Origin of the sequence: Paenibacillus sp. FSL R5-0519 (assembly GCF_037974275.1) — a bacterium.
Classification (GTDB): domain Bacteria; phylum Bacillota; class Bacilli; order Paenibacillales; family Paenibacillaceae; genus Paenibacillus.
Map to the genome: position 1 here is coordinate 781587 of NZ_CP150234.1, position 21013 is coordinate 802599.

The window sequence follows — 21013 nt, forward strand, 5'->3', positions numbered from 1 at the left end:
ACAATACGACGAATACGCAAGTAACAAATGAAGAAGTGGAGAGAATTTATGACACCGTGGGAACCTACCGAGACGGGGGCAGATTTGGTCCGTATGCCGCAAGATGAAGAACGCGAGCTGATCGAGATTGAGTTGCTGTTGGAAGGCATGCACCGTTTGTATGGATATGATTTTAGAAACTATGCACTGCCGTCCCTGAAACGAAGAATCTGGCATCATGCACATGCTGAAGGTGTTAAGAGCATATCCGGCTTGCAGGAGCGCGTTCTTCATGACCGTTCCGCGTTTGACCGTTTTGTACAGAACTTATCCATCCCTGTAACGGAAATGTTTCGAGATCCTTCGCTTTTCCGAATGTTTCGGGAAAAGATTATTCCTATCCTGAGAACCTACCCGTATATCCGAATATGGCATGCGGGTTGCTCTACCGGAGAGGAAGTCTATTCCATGGCCATCATGTTGCATGAGGAAGGACTGTATGACAAGGCGAGAATCTACGCAACGGATATGAATGATCGCTCTCTGCAACAGGCCAAAGAAGGCGTATACGGTATTGAGAAGATGAAACTATTTACTACAAATTATTTGGAGGCAGGGGGTACCAGAGCCTTCTCCGAGTACTATACAGCGAAATACAATTCGGTGATATTTCATCCTTTTCTAAGGAAGAACATCATTTTCGCCGAGCACAACCTGGCAACAGACCGGTCATTTAACGAGTTTAATGTTATCTTTTGCCGAAATGTCATGATTTATTTTAATGATGAACTGCGGAACCATGTGCATGGGCTGTTTCATGAGAGTTTGAGCCACTTTGGTATTCTGGTTCTGGGGTCAAAAGAATCGATACATTTTACAGAGTTCAGTGATACCTATGAGCCGTTAGACCGGACCGAAAAAATATACCGGAAGATCAAATAGGGGGTTAGGGTTAGCCATGGGGCTCAATGAACCAATCCACATATTATTGGTAGATGACCGCCCTGAGAACTTGCTTGCTCTTGAAGCAGTTCTGGAATCGGAACAATATAAACTCGTTAAGGCAACTTCCGGAGAAGAGGCACTCCGCTGTCTGCTGAAAGACGAATTTGCGGTTATCGTTCTCGATGTGCAGATGCCTGGAATGGACGGAATTGAGACAGCAAAATTAATTAAGGCACGGGACAAGTCCAAGGATGTGCCGATTATATTCATCTCTGCGAATAGCAGAGAAGCGGAGCATTTGTTTGCCGGATATTCAGCCGGGGCCATTGATTACATGGTTAAACCATTTATTCCTCAGATTTTGAAATCCAAAATCGAGGGCTTTGTGGAGATGTTTATCACCAATAAACGACTGAAGACTCAGACGATGCTGCTTCACCAGAAGACACAGGAACTGGAGAAGATGAATCAACAACTCATTCAGGCCAAGGAAGAAGCGGAAATTGCAGCTAATGCAAAGACCGAATTCCTAGCGATGATGAGTCATGAGATTCGTACACCAATGAACGGAGTTATCGGCATGGTGGATCTGCTAATGGAGACGGAACTGAAGGAAGATCAGAAGGAATATGCAGACATCGTTCGTCGCAGCGCGGATGCACTGGTCACGGTCATCAACGACATTCTTGATTTTACCAAAATGGAATCCGGCAAAATGGAACTGGAAGAACATCCTTTTGAAATCGTCTCCTGTATCCGTGAAGTGCTGGGATTATTCGCTGCTGAAACAGGCAAAAAGAATCTGGAACTGGATTATTTCCTGGAAGATTCTGTTCCTGAATTAATTTACGGAGACATGTCGAGGTTGCGTCAGGTTCTGTTGAATCTTATTGCCAATGCGATTAAATTCACTGATCACGGTGGAGTGTATCTGATCGTGTCTGTTAAGGAAGAAAAGGATGGACACCTGGCATTGGAGTTTGCTGTTAAAGACACCGGGATAGGTATCGCTTCAGACAAAGTTGATCGCCTGTTTCAGCCGTTTTCCCAGCTGGATACATCAATGACACGTAAATACGGTGGAACTGGCTTGGGATTGGCAATCTGCAAGACTCTGGTTGAAATGATGGGTGGACAGATCTATCTGGATACAACAGAGCAACGGGGAGCGACGTTTGTATTTACCATTCAGGCAAAACGCTATGTCGAAACTGAACTTGTCCAGAGGAGTGGGGAAGAGAATCTCACGGATGTGAAGAATGAGAATAAATATCCAACGGTATTGATTGTGGATGATCATCCAATTAATCAGAAGTTGATGTCGATTATGCTCGGTAAACTTGGGTTGCTCTCAGACATTGCTGATGATGGGCAGAGCGCGCTCGATATGGTGAAGGGTAGCCCATCTCCCTATGACTATGTGTTCATGGATCTGCAGATGCCTGTTATGGACGGTTTGGAATGTACACGGCGGATCCGAGAAAGCCTGTCCCCGTCCGATCAGCCGGTCATTATAGCTATGACTGCGAACGTGATGGAAGGTATTCAGCAACGCTGTATGGCTGCAGGTATGGATGATTATATTAGTAAACCAGTCAAAATGGGCAATGTTAAACAGAAAATATCCCAGTTTCAGAAACAACGACAAAGGCTAAATTCAGGCCCTTCTGCTATGAATCAGGCCAATTGAAACAAATTCCAAACTCCTTTTTGTTTCACTCGTGCTGAAGTTGGGTTATTAGGTAAGGAAACCATTGATCAGGAGAGAGATGTCTAATGAATACAAACAAAAATGAAAAATTCAATGCAAGAACTGAAACACAGGACGGCGTGTGCACGGTGTATCTGACTGGCGAACTGGATTTGTCGGTTGCTCCTGACTTCCGCTTGGTAATGGAGCCGCTGGTGGATAACAAGGAACAGGATCTCGTGATCAACATGAAAGAACTGAAGTATATCGATAGTACAGGGATTGGTATCCTGTTATCTGTTTTGAAGGCAAGACATGGAATGGAAGCTCGCTTCGAAGTACAGGAAGTTCCTGCGCAAATTCAGAAACTTTTTGACATGACGGGCATCGCCAAATTCTTTGTCACTCAGAAGAATTCCCAATAGGAAAGGATCGAAAAAGGAATGAATGCAGAAGTTCAAAGAGTCACCCTTAATTTACCGGCGACAGCTGATTACGTTGATATTGTTAGACTCAATCTCTATGGAGTAGCATCAAAAATGGGATTTTCTTATGAAGACATTGAGGATATGAAAGTTGCTGTATCCGAGGCCTGTAACAACTCTGTACTGTATGCCTACTCACACGAAGGCGGCATGGTTGAAGTTGTATTCGAAGTGGATGGCGATACATTGTCCATTACTGTCAAGGACGAAGGTGCAAGCTTCGAGAATATGAACCCTGCTGTATCACGTGCTGGTCTTCACGACAAAGAATTGACAGAAGCACAGATTGGCGGACTCGGGTTCTACCTGATGCAAGCCTTGATGGACGATGTCAGTGTGGAAAGTGAGACGGGCAAAGGTACGAAAGTAGTACTCGTAAAACGTCTTGCAAGAAGTGAGGAGAAAGTATGAATGAAAAAGTGACTCCCCCAGAGTCCATGTCTGAAGCTATTGGTTTGATCTGGGAATACCAGCAGACCCAAGATAATGAAATTGCAACAGTACTCATCCGTAAATATGAACCGATGGTTAAGATGGCAGCAGGTAAAATTGCGCGGAATCGCCCCGATCTATACGAAGATCTGTATCAGACCGGGCAGATGGCCTTGATTCGTTTGCTTAAGCAATACGATATCAACCTGGGTATTCCGTTTGAACCATATGCCATGAAAAGTATGATTGGTCATATGAAAAACTATTTGCGAGACAAATCCTGGTATATTCAGGTGCCCCGGAGGATCAAGGAAAAGGGAGCACTTGTGCAGCATGCCATTGATGAGTTAACCGTGAAGCTGGAGCGCTCACCCGGTGTGAACGAAATTGCTGAATACCTTGATTTGACTGCAGAAGAAACGATTGAAGTTCTGGCTGGTCGGGAATGTTATCACTATGTGTCACTGGACTCTCCTTTATCTCAGGACGACAGTGCAGCAACATTGGGTGAACTGATTAGTGCAGATGTTAATGACTATGATTCGGTCGAAAAACGGATGGACTTGCAACAGGCATTGGGACAATTGAAGGAACAAGAGCAGCAGGTACTTATTTTAGCCTTTCAGGATGGCCAATCTCAGCGGGCTATAGCCCAGAAGCTTGGTGTTTCACAGATGAGCGTATCTCGTATTCAGAAGCGAGCTACAGAGAAATTGAAACAGATCATGTCGAATGCTTCAATGTTATGAAAAATGGAACCCTAATCTTGTTGAGTACGGCATAAATAAGGACACGTCATTGCACTGAAATGCATACGTGTCCTTTTTGGGATCAAATTTTGGATCAAAAAGATGGGTATGCATGAACGAACATAAGTGCAGGAGTGGATAAAGTGATTATGAACCAAATCAAGTTGGAAGCTCGCCGTGACAAGTTATCTTGTTCGGACCATTGGCAATGGTGGGATTGGGTTGCACCTGACACCGCTAACATGAACAATGCTGTGGAGGAACTGACAGAGGCATTTCCGGATATGCAGTACTGGCTTCATAAAATTCCGGAAGTCGAATCAAATTATTTGTCCGTCCGTTTTGTGAACGGTACAGAGCCAGTCATATTTGGTTCCTTGTTATATGCGATCAAGAATGAGAGAGATGACCAACGCCAAGATAATCAGATGTTTTTCTACGTTGATCGCAAGAACCTGGTTACATTGAATATGGATGACAATACACGAGGGATAATGAAGACAGATGAACGTGCTCATATGTTACAGCAATGCAGCGAGGCCAGGGATGGGATGTTTGTACTTTTTCGAGCTATACTGCATTACTACCATGTGGGAATGGATCATTTTGAGATGAACCTGCGTGATCTGGAACGGAAGATGGAATCCCGCAATGCTCGCACCTTGATGGACCAGATTCTCGCCGCTCGATTTGAATTATTGTATTGGAGTAATCTGTTCATTCCTTACTCGGAACTGATGGCCGCTTCACATGAGGCTTACCTTGATGAAATCAATGAAAATCGATACTTCCAACAGCTCCAACATCGCGTGGAGCGAATGGAACGATTGTTTAGACACTACGAGAAAGAGATCGATACATTAATCTCCATTGATAATGCGATCTCCGGTGTGCGTGGGAATGAGATCATGAAAACACTGACCATTGTCACCGCTGTGTTCATACCTGCCACGGCAGCCGGCGCGATATGGGGAATGAACTTTGAGAACCTGCCCTTTATCGATAAATCATGGGGAGTTGTTCTGGTCCTTGTTGCCATTATCCTAAGCATGATTGGCATGTACGTATGGCTGATGATGAAAGGATGGACAGGAGATTTGCTCAAAGTGAAATCCTCACAGCCTTCAGCTGAAGAGAGAGAGAAAAATGGAGCAATACAAAAGGGTAAAGGATAGCCTGCTGTTGGCTAGTTCTCTTAGTTTTTGTAATCTTCAATATAACCAAGCAAGTCAGCGATATATTGTCCGACAATCGGCATATTGACGAATTGGCTGAGAATGAACGCGAGCAGACCCAGAACAACAAAGGTACCTACGGTCAGACCGAGCCCTCGTGCCATACCTGCTGTGAAGTTGGTAATAATCCGCTTTTTGGGACTGCTGTAGTTCTCAATAATATCTTTGATCTGTGCTCTCTCCAGACTGTCCGCAATCTGGTCCAGACGTGTGTTCAATCGCTTTACCTCGTGTCGCAATTCAAAAGGATGCTCACTTGTATCGTACTGCTGTGCCGGTGTTCCCCCCGTAATTGGAGTATTACCGTTAATTGTAACTTTACTCATAATTATTCCCCCTCAACTCGCATTGGATAAAAAATAGCCAGCTGGAGTGCAGCTGGCTATTGGTCACTCGATCTATATCGCCTTACAGGCTAGTCGAGTTAAGTTCTTTACGCGCATCTTCCTTCGCTTCTACGGAAGCGGCAGCCACTTCTTCAGATGCACGGGATGCTTCATTAGCCACATCCGCTGATGCTTTTCTCACAGATTCCATGACATCATTGCGGCCTTGGTTTACTGTTTTTGCAATGTCGGAAGTTTTGGATGAGACCGTTTTAGCCAGTTCGGAAGCTCTATCACCTACAACCGTTGCAACTTCTTTCGTGCGGTCAGTAACCATGCCTACTTTCTCGGAAAGGTCACCACGCAATTCTCGTCCCGGTTTAGGTGCAAAGAGTAGTGCCGCAGCCGCTCCCAGCAAACCTCCGATGAAAATCCCTTTGGCGAAAGTCGAACCCGTCTGTACAGGATATTGCTCTTCTGCTTTATTCATGTCTAATCACTCCTTCTTCAAATTAAGAAACAAATACGAAACAACGAACACCTTGTTGCCCGAATCAGGCAGCCTGTCTTAGCAGTCTGGACACAAGCCCCAGCAAGAAAACAAAGAGCGCTGTACCAATGATGGCAGGGATGATGGCAAAGTTGCCGATAACGGGTCCCCAGTTACCAAGCAAAAGTGCTCCCAGCCAGGCTCCGGCAAATCCGGCAATCATTGCACCGATTATGCCTCCAGGCATGTTATGACCGGCAAGTGCATCTCCGATCAAACCGATGATGACAGCCATCACAATGCTGATAATGATGCCCCACATAACAACCGCCTCCTTTAAACTTGATGTAGGATGTTGTCTGTTCGCGTTTGCTTACTTCGTATATAAACGCCGTGCAACCCTGTGAAACAATAAAGATGAGGATGAATGAACTGGAAATCAGAGGAATTCCTTCTTTAGTGACTTTGTTTAATACCTTTAATGATGCAGAAGATCCATGCCAATCCAGCGGCAAATCCCGTAAATACATCCGTAGGATAATGTACGCCGAGCATGATGCGGCTAAGGCCAATCAAGAAAATAAAAATGATGCCGCATAGAACAGGAAGCCACATACTAGAAGAGTTGTGTCGCTGTTGCTCAATGGCCCAGATGACAAAGAGCATGCCGTAGAAGCCCATGGAGATCATGGCATGTCCGCTGGGAAAGCTATACCCGTGAACGACCAGCAGATGATCCAGTTCAGGTCTGCTTCGTCTGAAAAATTCTTTCAATAACGTGTTCAGGATCCACATCATGGCAAAACTTCCCGTGATCGCATATCCATATATAACAAACCTTGGGCTGCGTTGTATGAAGAAAAGAAGGGCGAAACCTCCTGCGGCTACAGCAGAGATTTTGAATGAGCCCAGCGCGGTTATAAATGCAGTGTAAGGAAATAGATCCAGACGTGAATCCGAATTCAGATAAAATAATTGCTGAATTTCAGCATCCAGACGAATAATAGAATCACCGCCCAACCAGGCACCCAGACCTGCCAGGATGAATACGACCGAAGCACTGATAGCCATACCAGCCAAACTCCAGTTGAAGAGGGGGCGTAACGACATGCCAGAAGTCGAACCTGATGAGAATGGTGTAGACATTTTGCGTGGCATAGTGAGTTTCTCCTTCATTATGGTAGTCATGAACATAGATGATTAAGCTATACCCGAAATGCATGTCGAAAAAACTGTAAAAACGTCGCTTTTGTACTATACTATTTAAGATATCCCATGCGGCGTCGTGACGCAAAGCAGAGATGAAATCGGGAGCACAAAGGAGAGAACTCGCATGGAGAGTGCCTTGTTAATTAAAGAATACCGTGCAGGCGTCATGGAATGCGCCCATTACGGACACATAAGTATTACGGATGAGAATGGCCGAATCGTATACTCGGCTGGCGACCCTCATTTTAGAGCGTTCACTCGCTCATCTGCCAAACCTTTTCAAGCTATTCCAGGAATCCGGGCAGGGATCGCCAGTCACTATGGCCTATCCGCACAGGAGATTGCCATTATGTGCTCTTCGCATCGTTCGGAGCCGGAACACATTCGGGTACTGGAGCAGTTATCCGGTAAAATCGGATTGGGTGAAGAGTGCCTGATCTGTGCACCAAGCTACCCGCTTAATGAAGAAAGCCGTAATCAATGGATACGTGGACAAGGAGAGAAACGCCGCATCTTGCATAACTGCTCCGGAAAACATCTGGGAATTCTGGGGTACAGTCAGATGAAGCAGGTTGATTTGGGCAGTTACGCTGAACCGGATCACCCCGTACAACGTGAAATTCTCGAAACGTTTGCCGACCTGGCAGGTATTGAGGAAAAAGAAATTAAGCTTGGGACGGATGGCTGCGGCTTTCCGGTATTTTCTTTGCCGTTATCAGCATTGTCGAACGCCTATCTGAAGCTCGCTTGTCCGGATCTTATCGCCGATCCTTCTACAAGAACAGCTGTAGAGACGATTACATCAGCCATGAATGAACATCCGTTAATGGTAGGGGGCACAGAGCGTGTAGATTCAGTACTGCTCGAAGACGATAACATTGTCGCAAAAGGTGGATTCAAAGGGGTATTCGGTTTTGGTCTGAAAAAAGAACGATTGGGAATCACCTTCAAGGTACTTGATGGTTCCGAGGAAGAGTGGGCCTTCATTACCCAATCCATCTTGAAACAGATCGGTTATTCCAATGAGAGAACCATTGCACGATTGGCTGAAGTGTTCCCTTCCGACATCCGTAATGATGAGGGTATCCTTGTAGGTCATGCAGATAGCGAGTTCATTCTCCACTCACTTGAAGATAGCGTATAACCTTAAGGAGGGGCGTGATTAGAGTTGCCGGACCCCGGGTAAAGATGACATACCAACTGGTATTTATCTAAACAATTCATATACACGCATGGACTGCCGCAGTAATGTGGCAGCTCTAAACCCTTGGAGGTGGATGAACATGATTAAAGTGGTGACATCGGAAGAAAGGCACACGTCGGATCGAGGTTGGATACACAGTGAATTCAGCTTTTCCTTTGCGGATTATGATGATCCGAGCAACGCCCATTTTGGCTGTCTGCTGGCTCATAATGAAAACACGCTGATGCCGCAAGAAGGCTTTAAGAAACATCCACATCATGATCTTGAGCTTGTCAGTTATGTCATATCAGGTACACTCAAACATACGGATAGTATGGGAACAGAACAATTGCTTGAACCGGGTACAGTCCAGGTGATGAGTGCAGGTACGGGAGTGGAACATTCCGAGACCAATCCGTCAGCGGATGAACCGGTACGATTCCTTCAGATGTGGTTTTTGCCATCGGAGCGTATGCTGAAACCATCCTATACGAATCGGAAAGTAGAGCCAAAGGAGCCTTTGAATCGTCTATGTCCGATTGTATCCGGGCAAGGGGGCGAGGGAACCGAAGGCGCATTGCCTATTTCCCAGGATGTAACCTGTTACCTGTCCCATTTGGAGTCTGGGAAGAAGTTGATGTACCCGCAACATGAAGAGCGACGGACACATCTTTTCCTGATTAGTGGACATGTGGAGATTCTTTGCTCGGATGGCAACTTCAGCCTGAAGCCGGGGGATGCTGCACGAATTCGTAAAAGCTGCGATCTGCAAATTACGAGTACAGACAGTGAACCTGCCGAATTTGTTCTGGTTGATCTGCCTTAAGGATCAGATGTACTTCCTATAACGATAGTCTTGAAACAAAAATAGGCGAAAAGGACCTGTTGCCACGGTGATGTGGAAGACAGGTCCTTTTTTTTGCTTGCTTGGACTAGGATTTACGAAGCTTACCCAGTTCAGAAGCGACAGCTTCCACTTCGGAGATACTGAGATGTTCCTTGCCCAAAATCATTTCATACAGGTCAAACAGATCTTCATATTTCTCAAGTGGGAATGACGAAGCTTGCATGGCAGCACCGCTTGCCATACGCAGTTTGGTTTTGATCGCTTCAATCATATATTCCATATTGGCTGCTGTTGCTTGTGTTAAATCCATCGTTAAATTCATCCCTTCCGTATCGGAAACTCTTGTTATTGTATCATGATTGGAAGTGCTCAGGCCAATGCTTTTGCGGGGAAAGCAAGCATCGGTTACAATGATGGATACAACAATCGGTTTTCATGGAAAACGGAGTGTACTGGAGGGAATACAGCTTGGCAGCGTATAAGCGAGAAATGGTTCGCCATCAAGGAAGGGAAGCCCGCAAAGGCGTGCCTGCAGAGAATCTGGTTTTATTTTTCAAGAATATCCTCAAACTTCACGCTCCGGATGAAATCACGTTTGTCTGCATCGGAACCGATCGTTCCACCGGGGATGCCCTGGGCCCGCTGACAGGGAGTATCCTGCAAGAGAATGGAATAGGCAACGTGATAGGCACGCTGTCTTCCCCTTGTGATGCAGACACGCTGGAGAGGAAATTGGCACTCATTCCTGCACACCATGCCATCATAGCGATCGATGCGTGTCTGGGTCCCAAGAATGCCGTAGGTACATATTATCTCTCCAATAACCCACTCATTCCAGCCCAATCGGTTGGAGGTAAGCTCCCTCCTGTCGGACAATACAGTCTGGCAGCTGTGGTTAATGCCAATGGACCAAGGCCTTATTCTATATTGCAGATGACCTCGCTTCACTCGGTCATGGAGATGTCCCGAACGATTGCAGACGCTGCAATTGAAGCATGGAAATGGAGACAAACGTTTCATTCATGAGATGTAGGCTTAATAATATACAACCTGAATTATTTAATTCGCGCAGAGAGAGGGATTCATATGGAAAAAGTGATGTGTGATGGAACGACGATTTGTTATGCCGAACAAGGTAAGGGAGAAGCACTCATTTTGCTCCACGGATACTGTGGCAGTTCATCGTATTGGGATGAGGTCGTACCTGAACTGGCACGCAGCTATCGCTGTATCGTACCTGATCTGCGTGGACACGGGAAAACAGATGCACCTGTAGGAAGTTATACCATCGAACAGATGGGCAACGATGTATTACAGTTAATGGATGAGTTGAATGTGGAAAAGGCTGTCCTTCTGGGACACTCGATGGGGGGATATATTGCGCTCTCGATTGCACAACGTCACCCTGAGCGGTTGAATGCATTTGGCCTGATCCATTCCACAGCCTACCCGGACAGTGAAGAAGCCAAAGAGAAACGCCTTCGTGCCGTCTCCACTATTCAAACGGAAGGTATCGTGAATTTTGTGGATGGACTGGTTCCTGGTTTATTTGCACCTGAACATGTGGACTCGTTATCTACGCACGTAACACGCGTGAAGGAAATTGGTTACCAGACCGCGCCTCAAGGTGCTGTTGGTGCTGCTCTTGCTATGCGTGAACGCCCGGATCGCCGCGATGTGCTATCCGCCACTCCTTTACCTGTATTGCTGGTAGCAGGAGAGAAAGATGCTGTTATTCCGCCAGAACGTACATTTACAAGTGACAAGCCGCATATCGTGCAAGCTGTTATCCCGGGTGCGGGTCATATGAGCATGTATGAGGCTCCTGAAGAATTAATTCAGGTCATTAAGCAATTTATGTCTGGATTATCGAAGTAATCAATGAAGTGATTTATGTTGATTTCATTAAAATACAGTTGGGTTCCTGGATAGTGTTGATTCCTTTTGGAGAATTATCGGTTCCCACATCATTCGAACCCCTGCAACGTCCTTTTGGGATAAGCAGGGGTTTTTGTCACGTCCATGGCCAGAGTAAAGACATGCGTCTTGTTTTTGGCTTTTTGTCATGGCATGAATTAAAATAACTACAATAGGACGTTAGGAGAGCGATTGAATGGATAAGGTCGAATGATGAGGGGGCATACAGCATGTTCAGAAAAGATTATCTGCTCCGCATGATGGAGGAAATGACTGAAGCAATAGGTAAAGTGTTCACGCTCAAACAGCAACGTAAGCACACCGAGGCATTGTCTGAACTGGATGAGCTGATGCGCAGGCAGTTTGGGCTAAACTTGTCTTTGCTGAACTCGTTACCAGCTGAGGATGTTATTGAAATGTTCCGTTTTCGCGGGATGATTGAAGTGGACAATCTGCAGCACGCTGCCAGGCTGATTGAAGAAGAAGCCTATATCTATCAAGAAAAGGCCAAAGTGGAAGGTATAGAGGATCAGGAGAGAATGGACGCAGAGGATGAGGCTGTCATCCGATTGATGAGATCACTTCATTTTTACCTGTATGCATTGAATCATGGCGCTAATCCCCAGTTATTAGATGCACCGCAACGGGTGGAGGGTGTATTGGGACTTACCAAAGAATATGAGCTCCCTGTCCGGACCGAAAGACAGCTTGCCCTGTATCGTGAGCAACAGGGACATTACGACCAGGCAGAGAACAGTTGGTATAGATTGCTCCAGCTTGGTCCGGAATTCCCTGTAAGCTACCGAGATGATGCACAGTCGTTCTATCAAAGGTTGAGCCAACTCACGGATGAACAACTGGAGCAAGGCGGTTTGCCGCGCAACGAAGTTGAAGAGGGGTTAGCCGAACTAAGTCGTCAAGAGATGAACTCATAAAATATGGATTGCATCAATGCTTGTTACCTGCCTTCACTTGGAGAGGAAACAGAATTGTGGTATGGTAACGGTTGACCAAACCAAACCGAAAGTGAGATGTACCCCGTGGATTCATTGCGAAAGCTTATACAAGACATCTTTGAACAGAATTCGCTGATTACAGCGACCTGGAGCCAGCTGCGCAGACGGGACAATGTCTCGTATACCAAAGTGCAAGTCAAGCCGGTGACACTGAAGAATCAGCTGCATTATCAATTTGCATTTCATTATAACAACAAAGTGCTGCACGAGAATTTGACTCCGGCTGAAGCGGCAGAGCGCATGACTTTGCTATGCGAAGAGACGTTTCGTCAAGGCCTGCTCTGTACTACCGATGCAGACTATCAAATTTTGATCAGCAAAAAATATAAAGTATCGATTCTGACCAAATCGGCTTCCAAAACTGCGGTGGATCTGTCGCATAATCGCAAGAAGCAATATGTATTGGAAGAGGGAGTACCCGTATCGTTCCTTGTTGAACTTGGTATTATGAACGAAGAAGGTCGTGTGCTGGCCCGCAAGTATGACAAGTTCAGACAGATTAACCGTTTCCTCGAAATGGTGCAGGATGTCATTCCGCATCTGCCGGAGGGACGTCCCCTTACCATTGTTGATTTTGGTTGTGGCAAGTCTTATCTGACTTTTGCGTTATATCACTATCTGTCTGTACAACAACGGCGTTCACTCCAAATTATTGGGTTGGACTTGAAGGCAGATGTCATTGAACACTGTAATGATCTAGCTAATCGATTACATTATGGTGATCTGAAGTTTCTGGTTGGAGACATCGCGGACTACGATGAATTGAATGAAGTGGACATGGTTGTAACACTGCATGCCTGTGATACAGCTACCGATGCTGCTTTGGAGAAAGCGGTTCGATGGGGGGCTTCTGTTATTCTGTCTGTTCCTTGCTGTCAGCATGAACTGTTCGACCAAGTAGAGGCTTCCGTGATGAATCCGTTGTTGTCCCATGGCATCCTCAAGGAACGTTTCTCCGCACTGGCTACGGATGGAATTCGTGCCAAATTGCTTGATCTGATGGGATACAAGACACAATTACTTGAATTCATCGACATGGAGAATACACCTAAAAACATATTGATACGTGCTGTTCGCGGTCAAGCGGGTGAAGTGTCAGAGATGTGGAATGAATATACGGCTTTCCGTGATTTCATTCATGCCGATCCATATTTGGAGCGGGCTTGTTCTGATTTGCTCCCTGATGATGGCAAGCAGGTTATTGGGAAATCAAAATCGAGCAAAGAAACCGTTCAGGATTCCACGAATTGTGACATTTGCTGAGTGTGCCGATGCCATTCCAGGGACATACTGCAATTAGGGTCCTTGAATGTAAAGTTCAATATTATGCACATACGTTGTAGCAGGCAACACCATAACTGTCAGTTATGTATCAGACAGAAGGACCCCTTATCGGGATCTTCTGTCTTTTTGTTATGCGTATCGAGCGGTGGAAGGAAGGAGGGTGGATAATAAGGATGAAGAATAGGGCGATAGATAAGGGAGTTGTAAGGTATAAACGAGGTTATGCGGCCAGAGAGGAACTTATGGAACGGGCGTTTGAGGGGATTCACTACGCAAATGATACAGAATATGTAGATAACAGGGATTTATATGATGGGGACAGTAGAGAAGACGGTAGGGGCAGTAGGATCTGTAGAGACAGTACATATAATAGGGAAGATACATACAACGAAGATGATATGTATAAAAAAGATGCTACATACCATACAAATAGAGTTATGCAAACGGAGGGGTCAGGCAGTTCTTCTCGAAGGTTGAGATGTGAACATTATTCAGGGTCGGGATGGACTGTTGGGCTGGGCATACTCTCCATTATCTTGCTGCTCGCAGGATGTCTGAGTCGGGGACTGTATTATTCAGTGGATCTGTACCCTATTATTCTGATCGCAGCAGGAAGCAGTTTGATTATGATTGTGATAGTGCTATTTCTTACAGTCTTTCGTCCGCAGAAGGCGAGTGAACGGATACCCATGTCATTGGTACAGCGGCAGGGGAACATGGAACGAATGGTTGAGAAAATATTTCGTTTTCCAGAGATTTGGCGGATATTGTTGCCGCTAGCGATGATGACATGTTTTGGGCTACACGCATGGGCAGGCTCGGTGAGTAGACAGGGCAGTATGGATGAGATGCTGCGTTGGAGCCTGCTTGCGCTGTTCACGCTGCTCACCGCAATACTGGCTGCGCGCACGGATGGTGCGCGTTGGTTGGCTTGCGGTTGGCAGATGGCCGGCGGCTTGCTTGTGCTAAGCGGCATTCTTGCCGTGTGCGGAGTATTGCCGCTGCCCTTCGGGGTAATGCGGACTGCTGACCCCGAGATCAGCTCCGCCGGAGCACGGCTCGGCGGATTATTGCAGTACCCTAATGCGTACGGTGCCATTGTTGGCATGTACGCATTGGAGCGGCTGTCCGCCGCCGCGCGAGTCTTGGCCCGGCCTGTGCCGGCCGGGCGACTCATCGCGGCAGTGCTGCCGCTCATGCCCGCGCAAGCCGCGCTTCTGCTGAGCGAGTCGCGCGGCGCTTGGCTGGCGACCGGCTGCGCCGCGGTCGCCGCCTTTGCTGTGCAGCGGCGCGGTGCCCGCCTGCCGCTACTGCTGGCCATGGCCGCGCCACTAGCGTGCGCGGCCTGGCTGTACCGCCAGCTGGCTGCTGCCCAGCTGGCGCCTGCACCCGTGCCCGGCCTGCTGGCACTGGCCGGGGCATGGGCAGCTGCGCTGCTCGGCACGCTGCTGCTGTGCCGCCTATGGCACAGCGGCGCCGCCAAGGCTCCGCGCGCCGCTGCCCTAACGGCCATCATGCTGGCAGGAGCCACCGCCGCACTGATGGCCGTGGCCTCCACCGCCGATCGCCTAGCGGCAGGTGTCGGCACGGGGGTATCCCGCCTGCAGATGTGGCGGGATGCCCTTCAGTTGTGGACCGAGGCCGCATGGCTTGGCCACGGGGGGGACACATGGCGCAACATGTTCCGCGCCATTCAATCCTCGCCTTATGTCGGAGGCGAGGTCCACAACGGCATGCTCGATCTCGCCCTGGACACGGGCATGATCGGCATCCTGCTTGTCGCAGGGTGGTTTCTCCTCACCCTGCGAAGCACCTTTTATTTTGCACCGCAGCTTATGCCAGCCGTGCTTGTTTTTGGCCTGCATGGGGCGATGGACTTCGACTGGAGCTTCACCTTATTCTGGATGCTCTTTATTTGGCTTGGTTCATGGGCATCCGCATTGAAGACCGAAGCAGTGGAAGGCAAGCAATTGGGTGGAACTGCGGAATACACACCTTTCAGATCTGAATCCATATCCGGATCCAGATCCAGATTCAAATTCAGAGCCAGAGCTCGTCTTATCCGATACCTATCAACTCAATTCAGCCGATCAACTATCCCGATGCGTACCTTCTTTCGTATACTTCAGCGAGTGATTGCTCGGTTAATAAGGGCATCCGCAGTGATGATCATCCTTTTCTGGCTAGGTGGAACAATGTGGCTGACCTCCCGATACACCGTAGCAGAATTGCAGTACCGTCAGGCGTTGACTGAACCGGATGGCACTTCAGCACATAAAATGCATCTTATGGCTGCTTTTCAATCGAATCCGACTCGACCCGATATTATGATATCCCTTGCACGATCTCTCCCGAGGCAAGAAGCAACATCACTCCTTCTAAGCGGCTTGTCCCATTCCCCGATGCACCCTCAGAGTTACATCGAATTGGGACGATTGGCTGCCCAATTCGGCAAAGGGCAGCAGGCTGGAGAATACTTTGAACAAGCGATCGCATTGAATCGATATGATGGCACTGGTCAATCCGTGGCTTTGTATTGGATGGAGCAGGCAGCGCGGCGGGAATGGAAGGCAGGATATAGAGATCGAGCCCGACAGACTGCCGCCGCTGGTGTACAGATGTATGAACGATATCAACTGCTGGCTGAGGAAGTGAAAGCAGGGGGTGATCGCAATGATCGCCATTTTGTACTGGAAGAACCTGCTCCAGGCTATGGAGAGAACCTGCGCAGGCTTGCGGGGGCTTCTTCTCCTCCATTTTCTCCAGAGTTGACCAAGCGTAGCCCTTGACTCACTGGTGAATAGTGACGCTGACCCGAGCGATATAACAATGGATGTCAGCGTCTCTAAAGTCTCTAAAAATCTGTAAATTTTGAAATCTAAACTGGCTGCCTCGCGGGGATGGTATACATTTTTCTAAGGAACACAGGACGTCTTATTTGGCCTTTAGCTGCTCCTTTTTAAATTGTAAGGAACTTCAGACACGTTATTTCCATAAATCTCCTGACAGATACCCTATATAGGCCGAAAATTCCGATATAACATGTTTCAGATTCCTTAAATTTCTGAGAGTGTTTCAAATCCTTGAATAAGGTGCCTCAGATTCGTTACCGCTCGTGGGCTTGAGCATGAGCATGAACATGAGCATGAACATGAACATGAACATGTAAAGATACTGCCAGCGTTTTTCACAGCATCGTTTATGCTCACACTCGCTGTTTCTGTTCCTGCACTAAGCGTTATTCAAACCCACTATTTATGTTCGCACTCTCTGTTAGGCTCATATTCTCAGCTTTGTTGCACTCCTGTTAAGGCTCATACTTCAAGCGTTGTTCATACTCCCTGTGGTGTTCATTGGCTCCATGCTCCGTTCCAACCGTAACCGTACCCCTAACCCAGTAGACATCCTCTGACTCCACCTATAAGAGAAGTTTTTTATTCCTGCTTATTTACAGGCGATATCCGCCAAATGCATGCTGAAACGCATCTTTTAATGGTTCGACCTCTACTTCCCACAGCGCGGAAATTTCTGCACTGACATCCGAGTTCCACCACTCACATAATTTCTTGCGGTTGTCGCGATTTTCCCCAATCCAGATCAGATTCGCAATTACCTTACTGTAATAATATTCTTCCGCCTGTTTCATCCGTTCGGGAGAGACATATACCTTTAGCCTTTTGGCTGTCCGGTACAATTCCTTGCTGCATGCCCTCCGAATTCCCCTGGCGGAAGGAAGATTTTGACCGGATTGCGTATGTTTGACCGGCGGAGAACCGGGTATTGACTTGTGTGACATCTTCTCACGCTCCTCTCCCCATACCATATGCGGAGTGCTGCGAACGGGACACTATCCCAACCTCTTGAAGTAGCAACGTATACAGGCCTGTGATAAAATAGGGACGAACATCCATGGTGCGGAGGGGCACCGCCAATCAGGATGGAGAAAGAGGGTTGAGATGGACTTTATTCATAACCTTGTCGGCCAATTGTTCGATTGGATTCAAAGTCTCGGGTACTTTGGAATCATGCTTGGATTAATGTTAGAAGTTATTCCGAGCGAAATTGTGCTGGCGTATGGAGGGTTTCTCGTTTCACAAGGTAATATCAACTTCTTCGGTGCTATGATTTTTGGTACGGTGGGCGGTGTGGTTGCCCAGTTATTTATTTACTGGATTGGCCGTTATGGCGGCAGACCTGTACTTGAACGCTTCGGTAAATACATACTCATCCAGAAAAAACACATCGACCATTCCGAGGAGTGGTTTCGCAAGTATGGTGCAGGTGTCATTTTCACGGCGCGTTTTGTTCCGGTGGTAAGGCATGCCATCTCTATCCCGGCTGGCATCACAAAAATGCACGTAGGTAAATTCATTTTGCTTACTACACTCGCTGTTATACCTTGGACTGCATTGTTTATATATTTAGGGATGATCCTTGGAGATCAATGGAAGCATATTGATGAGAAAGCGGCGCCATATGTTATGCCTATTTTGCTTGTCGCTCTCGCCCTTATGATCGTTTATGTACTTATTAAATGGATGAATGCTCGCAAAAAGAAAGGAAGTGTCTAGTTATGGGTAAACCCAACTTGTCTCACAAATTCGGTAAAGGTCTGCCACCGAAGGAATTTATCGAGAGTATGACCAAGAACCAAAGTGAATTCCAGGCCAACTATGATAGCTTTACTTGGTCGAACGAAGACGATCGTGAGTTCTTTGAAAGCCTGAACCACCGCGACGACCTGCGTGTGTTAATTCTGGCTGCTGACTGGTGCGGGGATGTTGTGCGTAATATTCCGGTTGTATTCCAGGCGCTTGAAATCTCAGGAATCCCAACTGAAGTTCTGATTATGGAGCACCACCCTGAAGTGATGGATGAGTTCCTGACGATGGGTGGCCGTTCCGTGCCAGTCGTTATTTTTGCAGATACAGGTGGTCATGTGCTTGGTCAGTGGGGACCTCGTCCGCAGCATGTACAGGAAGTCATGGTTGAATTCAAACGCCTTAATCCGGATCGTGAAGCAGCAGATTATCAAGAGAATTTGGCTGTAGCGCGTCAAGAGATTGGCAAACGTTATGGGGAAGGAACGGAGTCACATGCCGCCATTATCCGTGAGCTGCGTGAACTGATTTCGGGTTACTAAGCCAATATGCTTAACATTCGCACGTTTACACTCGGCCCGCTTCAGACCAATGCGTATCTCTTACAAGGAGATGATCCGGGCAAAGCCGTCATTATCGATCCGGGCATGAATCCAGGGCCGCTACTTAAGGCGATTCAAGATTTGGAGATCGAAGCTATTCTCTTGACACATGCACACTTTGATCATATGGGCGGGGTAGATGAGATCCGTAAATTGAAGGGCTGTCCCGTTTATCTTCATGATTTGGAGAGTGACTGGCTCACGACCCCAAAATTAAATGGATCTTTGAATTGGCCGCAGGCGACACCACCACTTTCGACAGATCCTGCTGAATATGCCATGGATGAAGGGCAGAAGCTGAATCTGATTGGACATACGTTTAAAGTGTTCCATACACCTGGACATTCACCAGGCAGTGTAAGTTTGCTCTGTGATAACGATCTCTTTGCCGGTGATGTACTGTTCCGCATGGGTGTAGGCAGAACGGACCTCACAGGAGGACGTGAACGGGATCTGATTGATTCGATTCAGAACAAGCTGTATACCTTTGCTGATGAGGTTAAAGTGTATCCAGGACATGGCCCCAAAACGACCATTGGTTATGAGAAACAGAACAATCCTTACGTGTCCGCAAGATAATCCGACATGATATGTAAAGAAAGTCTGGACAAGTGACAACTTTTTCATTAGAATAGCAATTAGTTGTTACAAGCGTTAAGGCATCATCTAACTGAAGCATTACCAAGAAACACCCAACCTTGCGAAGCACGCAGACTGCGGTTTATACCCGGTTTGCGTTCTTTTTTTGTTTTCAGCCCCTTTTTCATCACAGATTTAGCCTGTTTCACCCTACATAGAGATGCATGATGAGCTTTATCACAATCCAGTTTGAGACCAATAGTAAGTTAGCAACAAGCACAGATTGATGAATTTTAAAGAAAATAATATATAATTTGAGCTAATCATTTACATAATAACGGAGAGGACAGAAAGAGCCTGAAAAAGCGAAGTGTTCGCCTAAAAGCTTTCTGGAAGAAAGCTGCCTCGTAAGCATACGCTTTCCCCGGATTTTCCCTTTAAGAAAAGGGAATCAAAAAATCTGGGGATAACAGCGATTGGAAGGTTATTCTGTCATCGTAGTGTCAGTGTAAATAATCTTTAGTTCAACTTATATAGATCATGAGAGCGGGGAATATCAAAGTGGAGAAAACAAGATTTATTCCGTTGGGACAGCGTGTCGAGCATTCGATTATGGATGAAAACCGTCGCATATTGGAAAGTGTGAAAAGAGAAACTAGTACCAAGCGAACTTTAATACATAACCCTAGCGTGACCGGTGGAGTGATGAAGTCTCAGCAGAATATATGGACAAGCCGTGTGTTAAGAAATGGAGCCCACAAGCAACCGTGGTTCGACAAGCTGCAAGATTACCGGAATCAAGTCTGATTGCCCGGGAAATTGTCGGGTTTGATTTTTTTTAAAAATTTTATTGAACGTTTCCGCAGAGCCTGTCGTATTAACTCCAGATTGAACGGGAAGCAGGTGATGACCATGATCAAGGCAGCTGAACTTGAAGAAGTACGCAGAGCGGTATCGGGAGATGATAGTGCACTCGCAGCTTTGTTACAACGTAACTACACGTTTGTGTATAAGTATCTTGTCAAAGTTACAATGGACGCGAATCTTGCGGAAGAGACCGTGCAGGATACGATGGTTCGTTGTATGGAGAATATCCATCGATATGATGGCACGTCTGCCTTTTCATCATGGATGATTACCATTGCGACCCGAATCTATATCGACAAGACAAGACGCAGGAAGAGAGAGCAGAGCTGGCTTAGTCTTATCCGTGATCAGGCTGTACGTCGATTCCGCTGGCAGCTTGAGAGTCGGAATGAAGAATGGACAGATGTCATGGATGCGATGACAAGGCTGACGCCTGAACATCGTGTGGCAGTACTGTTGAAGCATTATTATGGATACGGATATGACGAAATTGGCGAAATGTTGGGTATTCCCTCCGGAACGGTGAAGTCACGAACAGCCTACGGTCTCCGTCAGTTAAGAAAGGAGCTGGAATAAG

Annotated in this window: 24 protein-coding genes; 18 read left to right on the forward strand and 6 right to left on the reverse strand. The window is 46.8% G+C overall.

Going from position 1 to position 21013, the window contains the following annotated elements; translation table 11 throughout:
- Nucleotides 1-48: 48 nt before the first annotated feature.
- From MKY73_RS03315 to MKY73_RS03340, 6 genes are all read left to right on the forward strand, one after another.
- On the forward strand, nucleotides 49-921 hold the full coding sequence (locus tag MKY73_RS03315; protein ID WP_017692270.1) for a protein-glutamate O-methyltransferase CheR: 873 nt from the start codon (nucleotides 49-51) through the stop codon (nucleotides 919-921).
- A gap of 16 nt (nucleotides 922-937) precedes the next feature.
- Nucleotides 938-2614, forward strand: coding sequence for a response regulator (locus MKY73_RS03320; protein WP_339305645.1), 1677 nt, complete (start codon nucleotides 938-940; stop codon nucleotides 2612-2614).
- Between the two features lie 86 nt (nucleotides 2615-2700).
- Nucleotides 2701-3039, forward strand: coding sequence for an STAS domain-containing protein (locus MKY73_RS03325; protein ID WP_036606989.1), 339 nt, complete (start codon nucleotides 2701-2703; stop codon nucleotides 3037-3039).
- A gap of 18 nt (nucleotides 3040-3057) precedes the next feature.
- Nucleotides 3058-3510 carry an anti-sigma B factor RsbW gene (rsbW, locus tag MKY73_RS03330; RefSeq protein WP_339237721.1) on the forward strand — a complete coding sequence of 151 codons (453 nt, stop codon included), beginning with the start codon at nucleotides 3058-3060 and terminating at the stop codon, nucleotides 3508-3510.
- Complete coding sequence (locus MKY73_RS03335) at nucleotides 3507-4280, forward strand: sigma-70 family RNA polymerase sigma factor (RefSeq protein ID WP_047841571.1); 774 nt, start codon at nucleotides 3507-3509, stop codon at nucleotides 4278-4280. The genes rsbW and MKY73_RS03335 overlap by 4 nt, the downstream gene beginning before the upstream one ends.
- Before the next feature lie 149 nt (nucleotides 4281-4429).
- Nucleotides 4430-5455, forward strand: coding sequence for a magnesium transporter CorA family protein (locus MKY73_RS03340; RefSeq protein WP_339308471.1), 1026 nt, complete (start codon nucleotides 4430-4432; stop codon nucleotides 5453-5455).
- A gap of 20 nt (nucleotides 5456-5475) precedes the next feature.
- Here MKY73_RS03340 and MKY73_RS03345 read toward each other — a convergent pair whose 3' ends face one another.
- The 4 genes from MKY73_RS03345 to MKY73_RS03360 form a co-directional block, all read right to left on the reverse strand.
- Nucleotides 5476-5841, reverse strand: a complete 366-nt coding sequence (locus MKY73_RS03345) for a DUF5665 domain-containing protein (protein ID WP_017692276.1) — start codon at nucleotides 5839-5841, stop codon at nucleotides 5476-5478.
- A gap of 82 nt (nucleotides 5842-5923) precedes the next feature.
- The gene (locus tag MKY73_RS03350) at nucleotides 5924-6331 is read right to left on the reverse strand and encodes a YtxH domain-containing protein (protein WP_074096444.1); all 408 of its coding nucleotides are present in this window, start codon (nucleotides 6329-6331) and stop codon (nucleotides 5924-5926) included.
- A gap of 64 nt (nucleotides 6332-6395) precedes the next feature.
- The gene (locus tag MKY73_RS03355) at nucleotides 6396-6653 is read right to left on the reverse strand and encodes a GlsB/YeaQ/YmgE family stress response membrane protein (RefSeq protein WP_017692278.1); all 258 of its coding nucleotides are present in this window, start codon (nucleotides 6651-6653) and stop codon (nucleotides 6396-6398) included.
- Nucleotides 6654-6787: 134 nt separating this feature from the next.
- Nucleotides 6788-7489, reverse strand: coding sequence for a phosphatase PAP2 family protein (locus MKY73_RS03360; RefSeq protein ID WP_339305647.1), 702 nt, complete (start codon nucleotides 7487-7489; stop codon nucleotides 6788-6790).
- 175 nt (nucleotides 7490-7664) lie between these two features.
- On the opposite strand from MKY73_RS03360, the gene MKY73_RS03365 reads away from it, so the two are divergent.
- Nucleotides 7665-8684 (forward strand): asparaginase, encoded by a 1020-nt coding sequence (locus MKY73_RS03365; RefSeq protein WP_339305649.1) that lies wholly within the window; start codon nucleotides 7665-7667, stop codon nucleotides 8682-8684.
- Nucleotides 8685-8823: 139 nt separating this feature from the next.
- Nucleotides 8824-9549, forward strand: a complete 726-nt coding sequence (locus tag MKY73_RS03370; protein ID WP_339305651.1) for a pirin family protein — start codon at nucleotides 8824-8826, stop codon at nucleotides 9547-9549.
- A gap of 106 nt (nucleotides 9550-9655) precedes the next feature.
- Here MKY73_RS03370 and MKY73_RS03375 read toward each other — a convergent pair whose 3' ends face one another.
- A complete protein-coding gene (locus MKY73_RS03375; protein ID WP_253440906.1) occupies nucleotides 9656-9880 on the reverse strand; it encodes a DUF1128 domain-containing protein in 225 nt (74 codons plus the stop codon).
- A 158-nt stretch (nucleotides 9881-10038) separates the two neighbouring features.
- On the opposite strand from MKY73_RS03375, the gene yyaC reads away from it, so the two are divergent.
- The 5 genes from yyaC (at nucleotide 10039) to MKY73_RS03400 (ending at nucleotide 16576) form a co-directional block, all read left to right on the forward strand.
- Nucleotides 10039-10596 carry a spore protease YyaC gene (yyaC, locus tag MKY73_RS03380; RefSeq protein ID WP_339305653.1) on the forward strand — a complete coding sequence of 186 codons (558 nt, stop codon included), beginning with the start codon at nucleotides 10039-10041 and terminating at the stop codon, nucleotides 10594-10596.
- 60 nt (nucleotides 10597-10656) lie between these two features.
- Nucleotides 10657-11448, forward strand: coding sequence for an alpha/beta hydrolase (locus tag MKY73_RS03385; RefSeq protein ID WP_339305656.1), 792 nt, complete (start codon nucleotides 10657-10659; stop codon nucleotides 11446-11448).
- A gap of 269 nt (nucleotides 11449-11717) precedes the next feature.
- Nucleotides 11718-12422, forward strand: a complete 705-nt coding sequence (locus tag MKY73_RS03390) for a DUF6483 family protein (protein ID WP_339305657.1) — start codon at nucleotides 11718-11720, stop codon at nucleotides 12420-12422.
- A gap of 96 nt (nucleotides 12423-12518) precedes the next feature.
- Nucleotides 12519-13766 (forward strand): SAM-dependent methyltransferase, encoded by a 1248-nt coding sequence (locus MKY73_RS03395; protein WP_339305659.1) that lies wholly within the window; start codon nucleotides 12519-12521, stop codon nucleotides 13764-13766.
- 194 nt (nucleotides 13767-13960) lie between these two features.
- Nucleotides 13961-16576, forward strand: a complete 2616-nt coding sequence (locus tag MKY73_RS03400; protein ID WP_339305661.1) for an O-antigen ligase family protein — start codon at nucleotides 13961-13963, stop codon at nucleotides 16574-16576.
- Nucleotides 16577-17235: 659 nt separating this feature from the next.
- On the opposite strand, the gene MKY73_RS03405 is transcribed toward MKY73_RS03400, so the two are convergent.
- Nucleotides 17236-17583 carry a dehydrogenase gene (locus MKY73_RS03405; RefSeq protein WP_339305662.1) on the reverse strand — a complete coding sequence of 116 codons (348 nt, stop codon included), beginning with the start codon at nucleotides 17581-17583 and terminating at the stop codon, nucleotides 17236-17238.
- 160 nt (nucleotides 17584-17743) lie between these two features.
- Here MKY73_RS03405 and MKY73_RS03410 point away from each other — a divergent pair, with 160 nt between their 5' ends.
- The 5 genes from MKY73_RS03410 (at nucleotide 17744) to sigY (ending at nucleotide 21012) form a co-directional block, all read left to right on the forward strand.
- Nucleotides 17744-18358 (forward strand): DedA family protein, encoded by a 615-nt coding sequence (locus tag MKY73_RS03410; RefSeq protein WP_339237691.1) that lies wholly within the window; start codon nucleotides 17744-17746, stop codon nucleotides 18356-18358.
- A 2-nt stretch (nucleotides 18359-18360) separates the two neighbouring features.
- Nucleotides 18361-18930, forward strand: a complete 570-nt coding sequence (locus tag MKY73_RS03415) for a thioredoxin family protein (protein WP_339305664.1) — start codon at nucleotides 18361-18363, stop codon at nucleotides 18928-18930.
- Nucleotides 18931-18936: 6 nt separating this feature from the next.
- Nucleotides 18937-19569, forward strand: coding sequence for an MBL fold metallo-hydrolase (locus MKY73_RS03420; RefSeq protein WP_036607016.1), 633 nt, complete (start codon nucleotides 18937-18939; stop codon nucleotides 19567-19569).
- A gap of 561 nt (nucleotides 19570-20130) precedes the next feature.
- Nucleotides 20131-20376, forward strand: a complete 246-nt coding sequence (locus MKY73_RS03425; protein WP_339305665.1) for a hypothetical protein — start codon at nucleotides 20131-20133, stop codon at nucleotides 20374-20376.
- 21 nt (nucleotides 20377-20397) lie between these two features.
- Nucleotides 20398-21012 (forward strand): RNA polymerase sigma factor SigY, encoded by a 615-nt coding sequence (gene sigY / locus MKY73_RS03430; RefSeq protein WP_339305666.1) that lies wholly within the window; start codon nucleotides 20398-20400, stop codon nucleotides 21010-21012.
- The last annotated feature ends 1 nt before the right edge of the window (nucleotide 21013 follow it).

Coding starts and splice junctions, on each gene's coding strand:
- MKY73_RS03405 (WP_339305662.1), bottom strand. CDS start 17,583: ATGTCACACAAGTCAATACCCGGTTCTCCGCCGGTCAAACATACGCAA.
- MKY73_RS03345 (WP_017692276.1), bottom strand. CDS start 5,841: ATGAGTAAAGTTACAATTAACGGTAATACTCCAATTACGGGGGGAACA.
- MKY73_RS03400 (WP_339305661.1), top strand. CDS start 13,961: ATGAAGAATAGGGCGATAGATAAGGGAGTTGTAAGGTATAAACGAGGT.
- MKY73_RS03385 (WP_339305656.1), top strand. CDS start 10,657: ATGGAAAAAGTGATGTGTGATGGAACGACGATTTGTTATGCCGAACAA.
- MKY73_RS03340 (WP_339308471.1), top strand. CDS start 4,430: ATGAACCAAATCAAGTTGGAAGCTCGCCGTGACAAGTTATCTTGTTCG.
- rsbW (WP_339237721.1), top strand. CDS start 3,058: ATGAATGCAGAAGTTCAAAGAGTCACCCTTAATTTACCGGCGACAGCT.
- MKY73_RS03375 (WP_253440906.1), bottom strand. CDS start 9,880: ATGGATTTAACACAAGCAACAGCAGCCAATATGGAATATATGATTGAA.
- MKY73_RS03320 (WP_339305645.1), top strand. CDS start 938: ATGGGGCTCAATGAACCAATCCACATATTATTGGTAGATGACCGCCCT.
- MKY73_RS03365 (WP_339305649.1), top strand. CDS start 7,665: ATGGAGAGTGCCTTGTTAATTAAAGAATACCGTGCAGGCGTCATGGAA.
- MKY73_RS03395 (WP_339305659.1), top strand. CDS start 12,519: ATGTACCCCGTGGATTCATTGCGAAAGCTTATACAAGACATCTTTGAA.
- MKY73_RS03370 (WP_339305651.1), top strand. CDS start 8,824: ATGATTAAAGTGGTGACATCGGAAGAAAGGCACACGTCGGATCGAGGT.
- MKY73_RS03420 (WP_036607016.1), top strand. CDS start 18,937: ATGCTTAACATTCGCACGTTTACACTCGGCCCGCTTCAGACCAATGCG.
- MKY73_RS03360 (WP_339305647.1), bottom strand. CDS start 7,489: ATGCCACGCAAAATGTCTACACCATTCTCATCAGGTTCGACTTCTGGC.
- MKY73_RS03335 (WP_047841571.1), top strand. CDS start 3,507: ATGAATGAAAAAGTGACTCCCCCAGAGTCCATGTCTGAAGCTATTGGT.
- MKY73_RS03390 (WP_339305657.1), top strand. CDS start 11,718: ATGTTCAGAAAAGATTATCTGCTCCGCATGATGGAGGAAATGACTGAA.
- MKY73_RS03355 (WP_017692278.1), bottom strand. CDS start 6,653: ATGTGGGGCATCATTATCAGCATTGTGATGGCTGTCATCATCGGTTTG.
- MKY73_RS03410 (WP_339237691.1), top strand. CDS start 17,744: ATGGACTTTATTCATAACCTTGTCGGCCAATTGTTCGATTGGATTCAA.
- MKY73_RS03415 (WP_339305664.1), top strand. CDS start 18,361: ATGGGTAAACCCAACTTGTCTCACAAATTCGGTAAAGGTCTGCCACCG.
- MKY73_RS03315 (WP_017692270.1), top strand. CDS start 49: ATGACACCGTGGGAACCTACCGAGACGGGGGCAGATTTGGTCCGTATG.
- MKY73_RS03350 (WP_074096444.1), bottom strand. CDS start 6,331: ATGAATAAAGCAGAAGAGCAATATCCTGTACAGACGGGTTCGACTTTC.
- MKY73_RS03325 (WP_036606989.1), top strand. CDS start 2,701: ATGAATACAAACAAAAATGAAAAATTCAATGCAAGAACTGAAACACAG.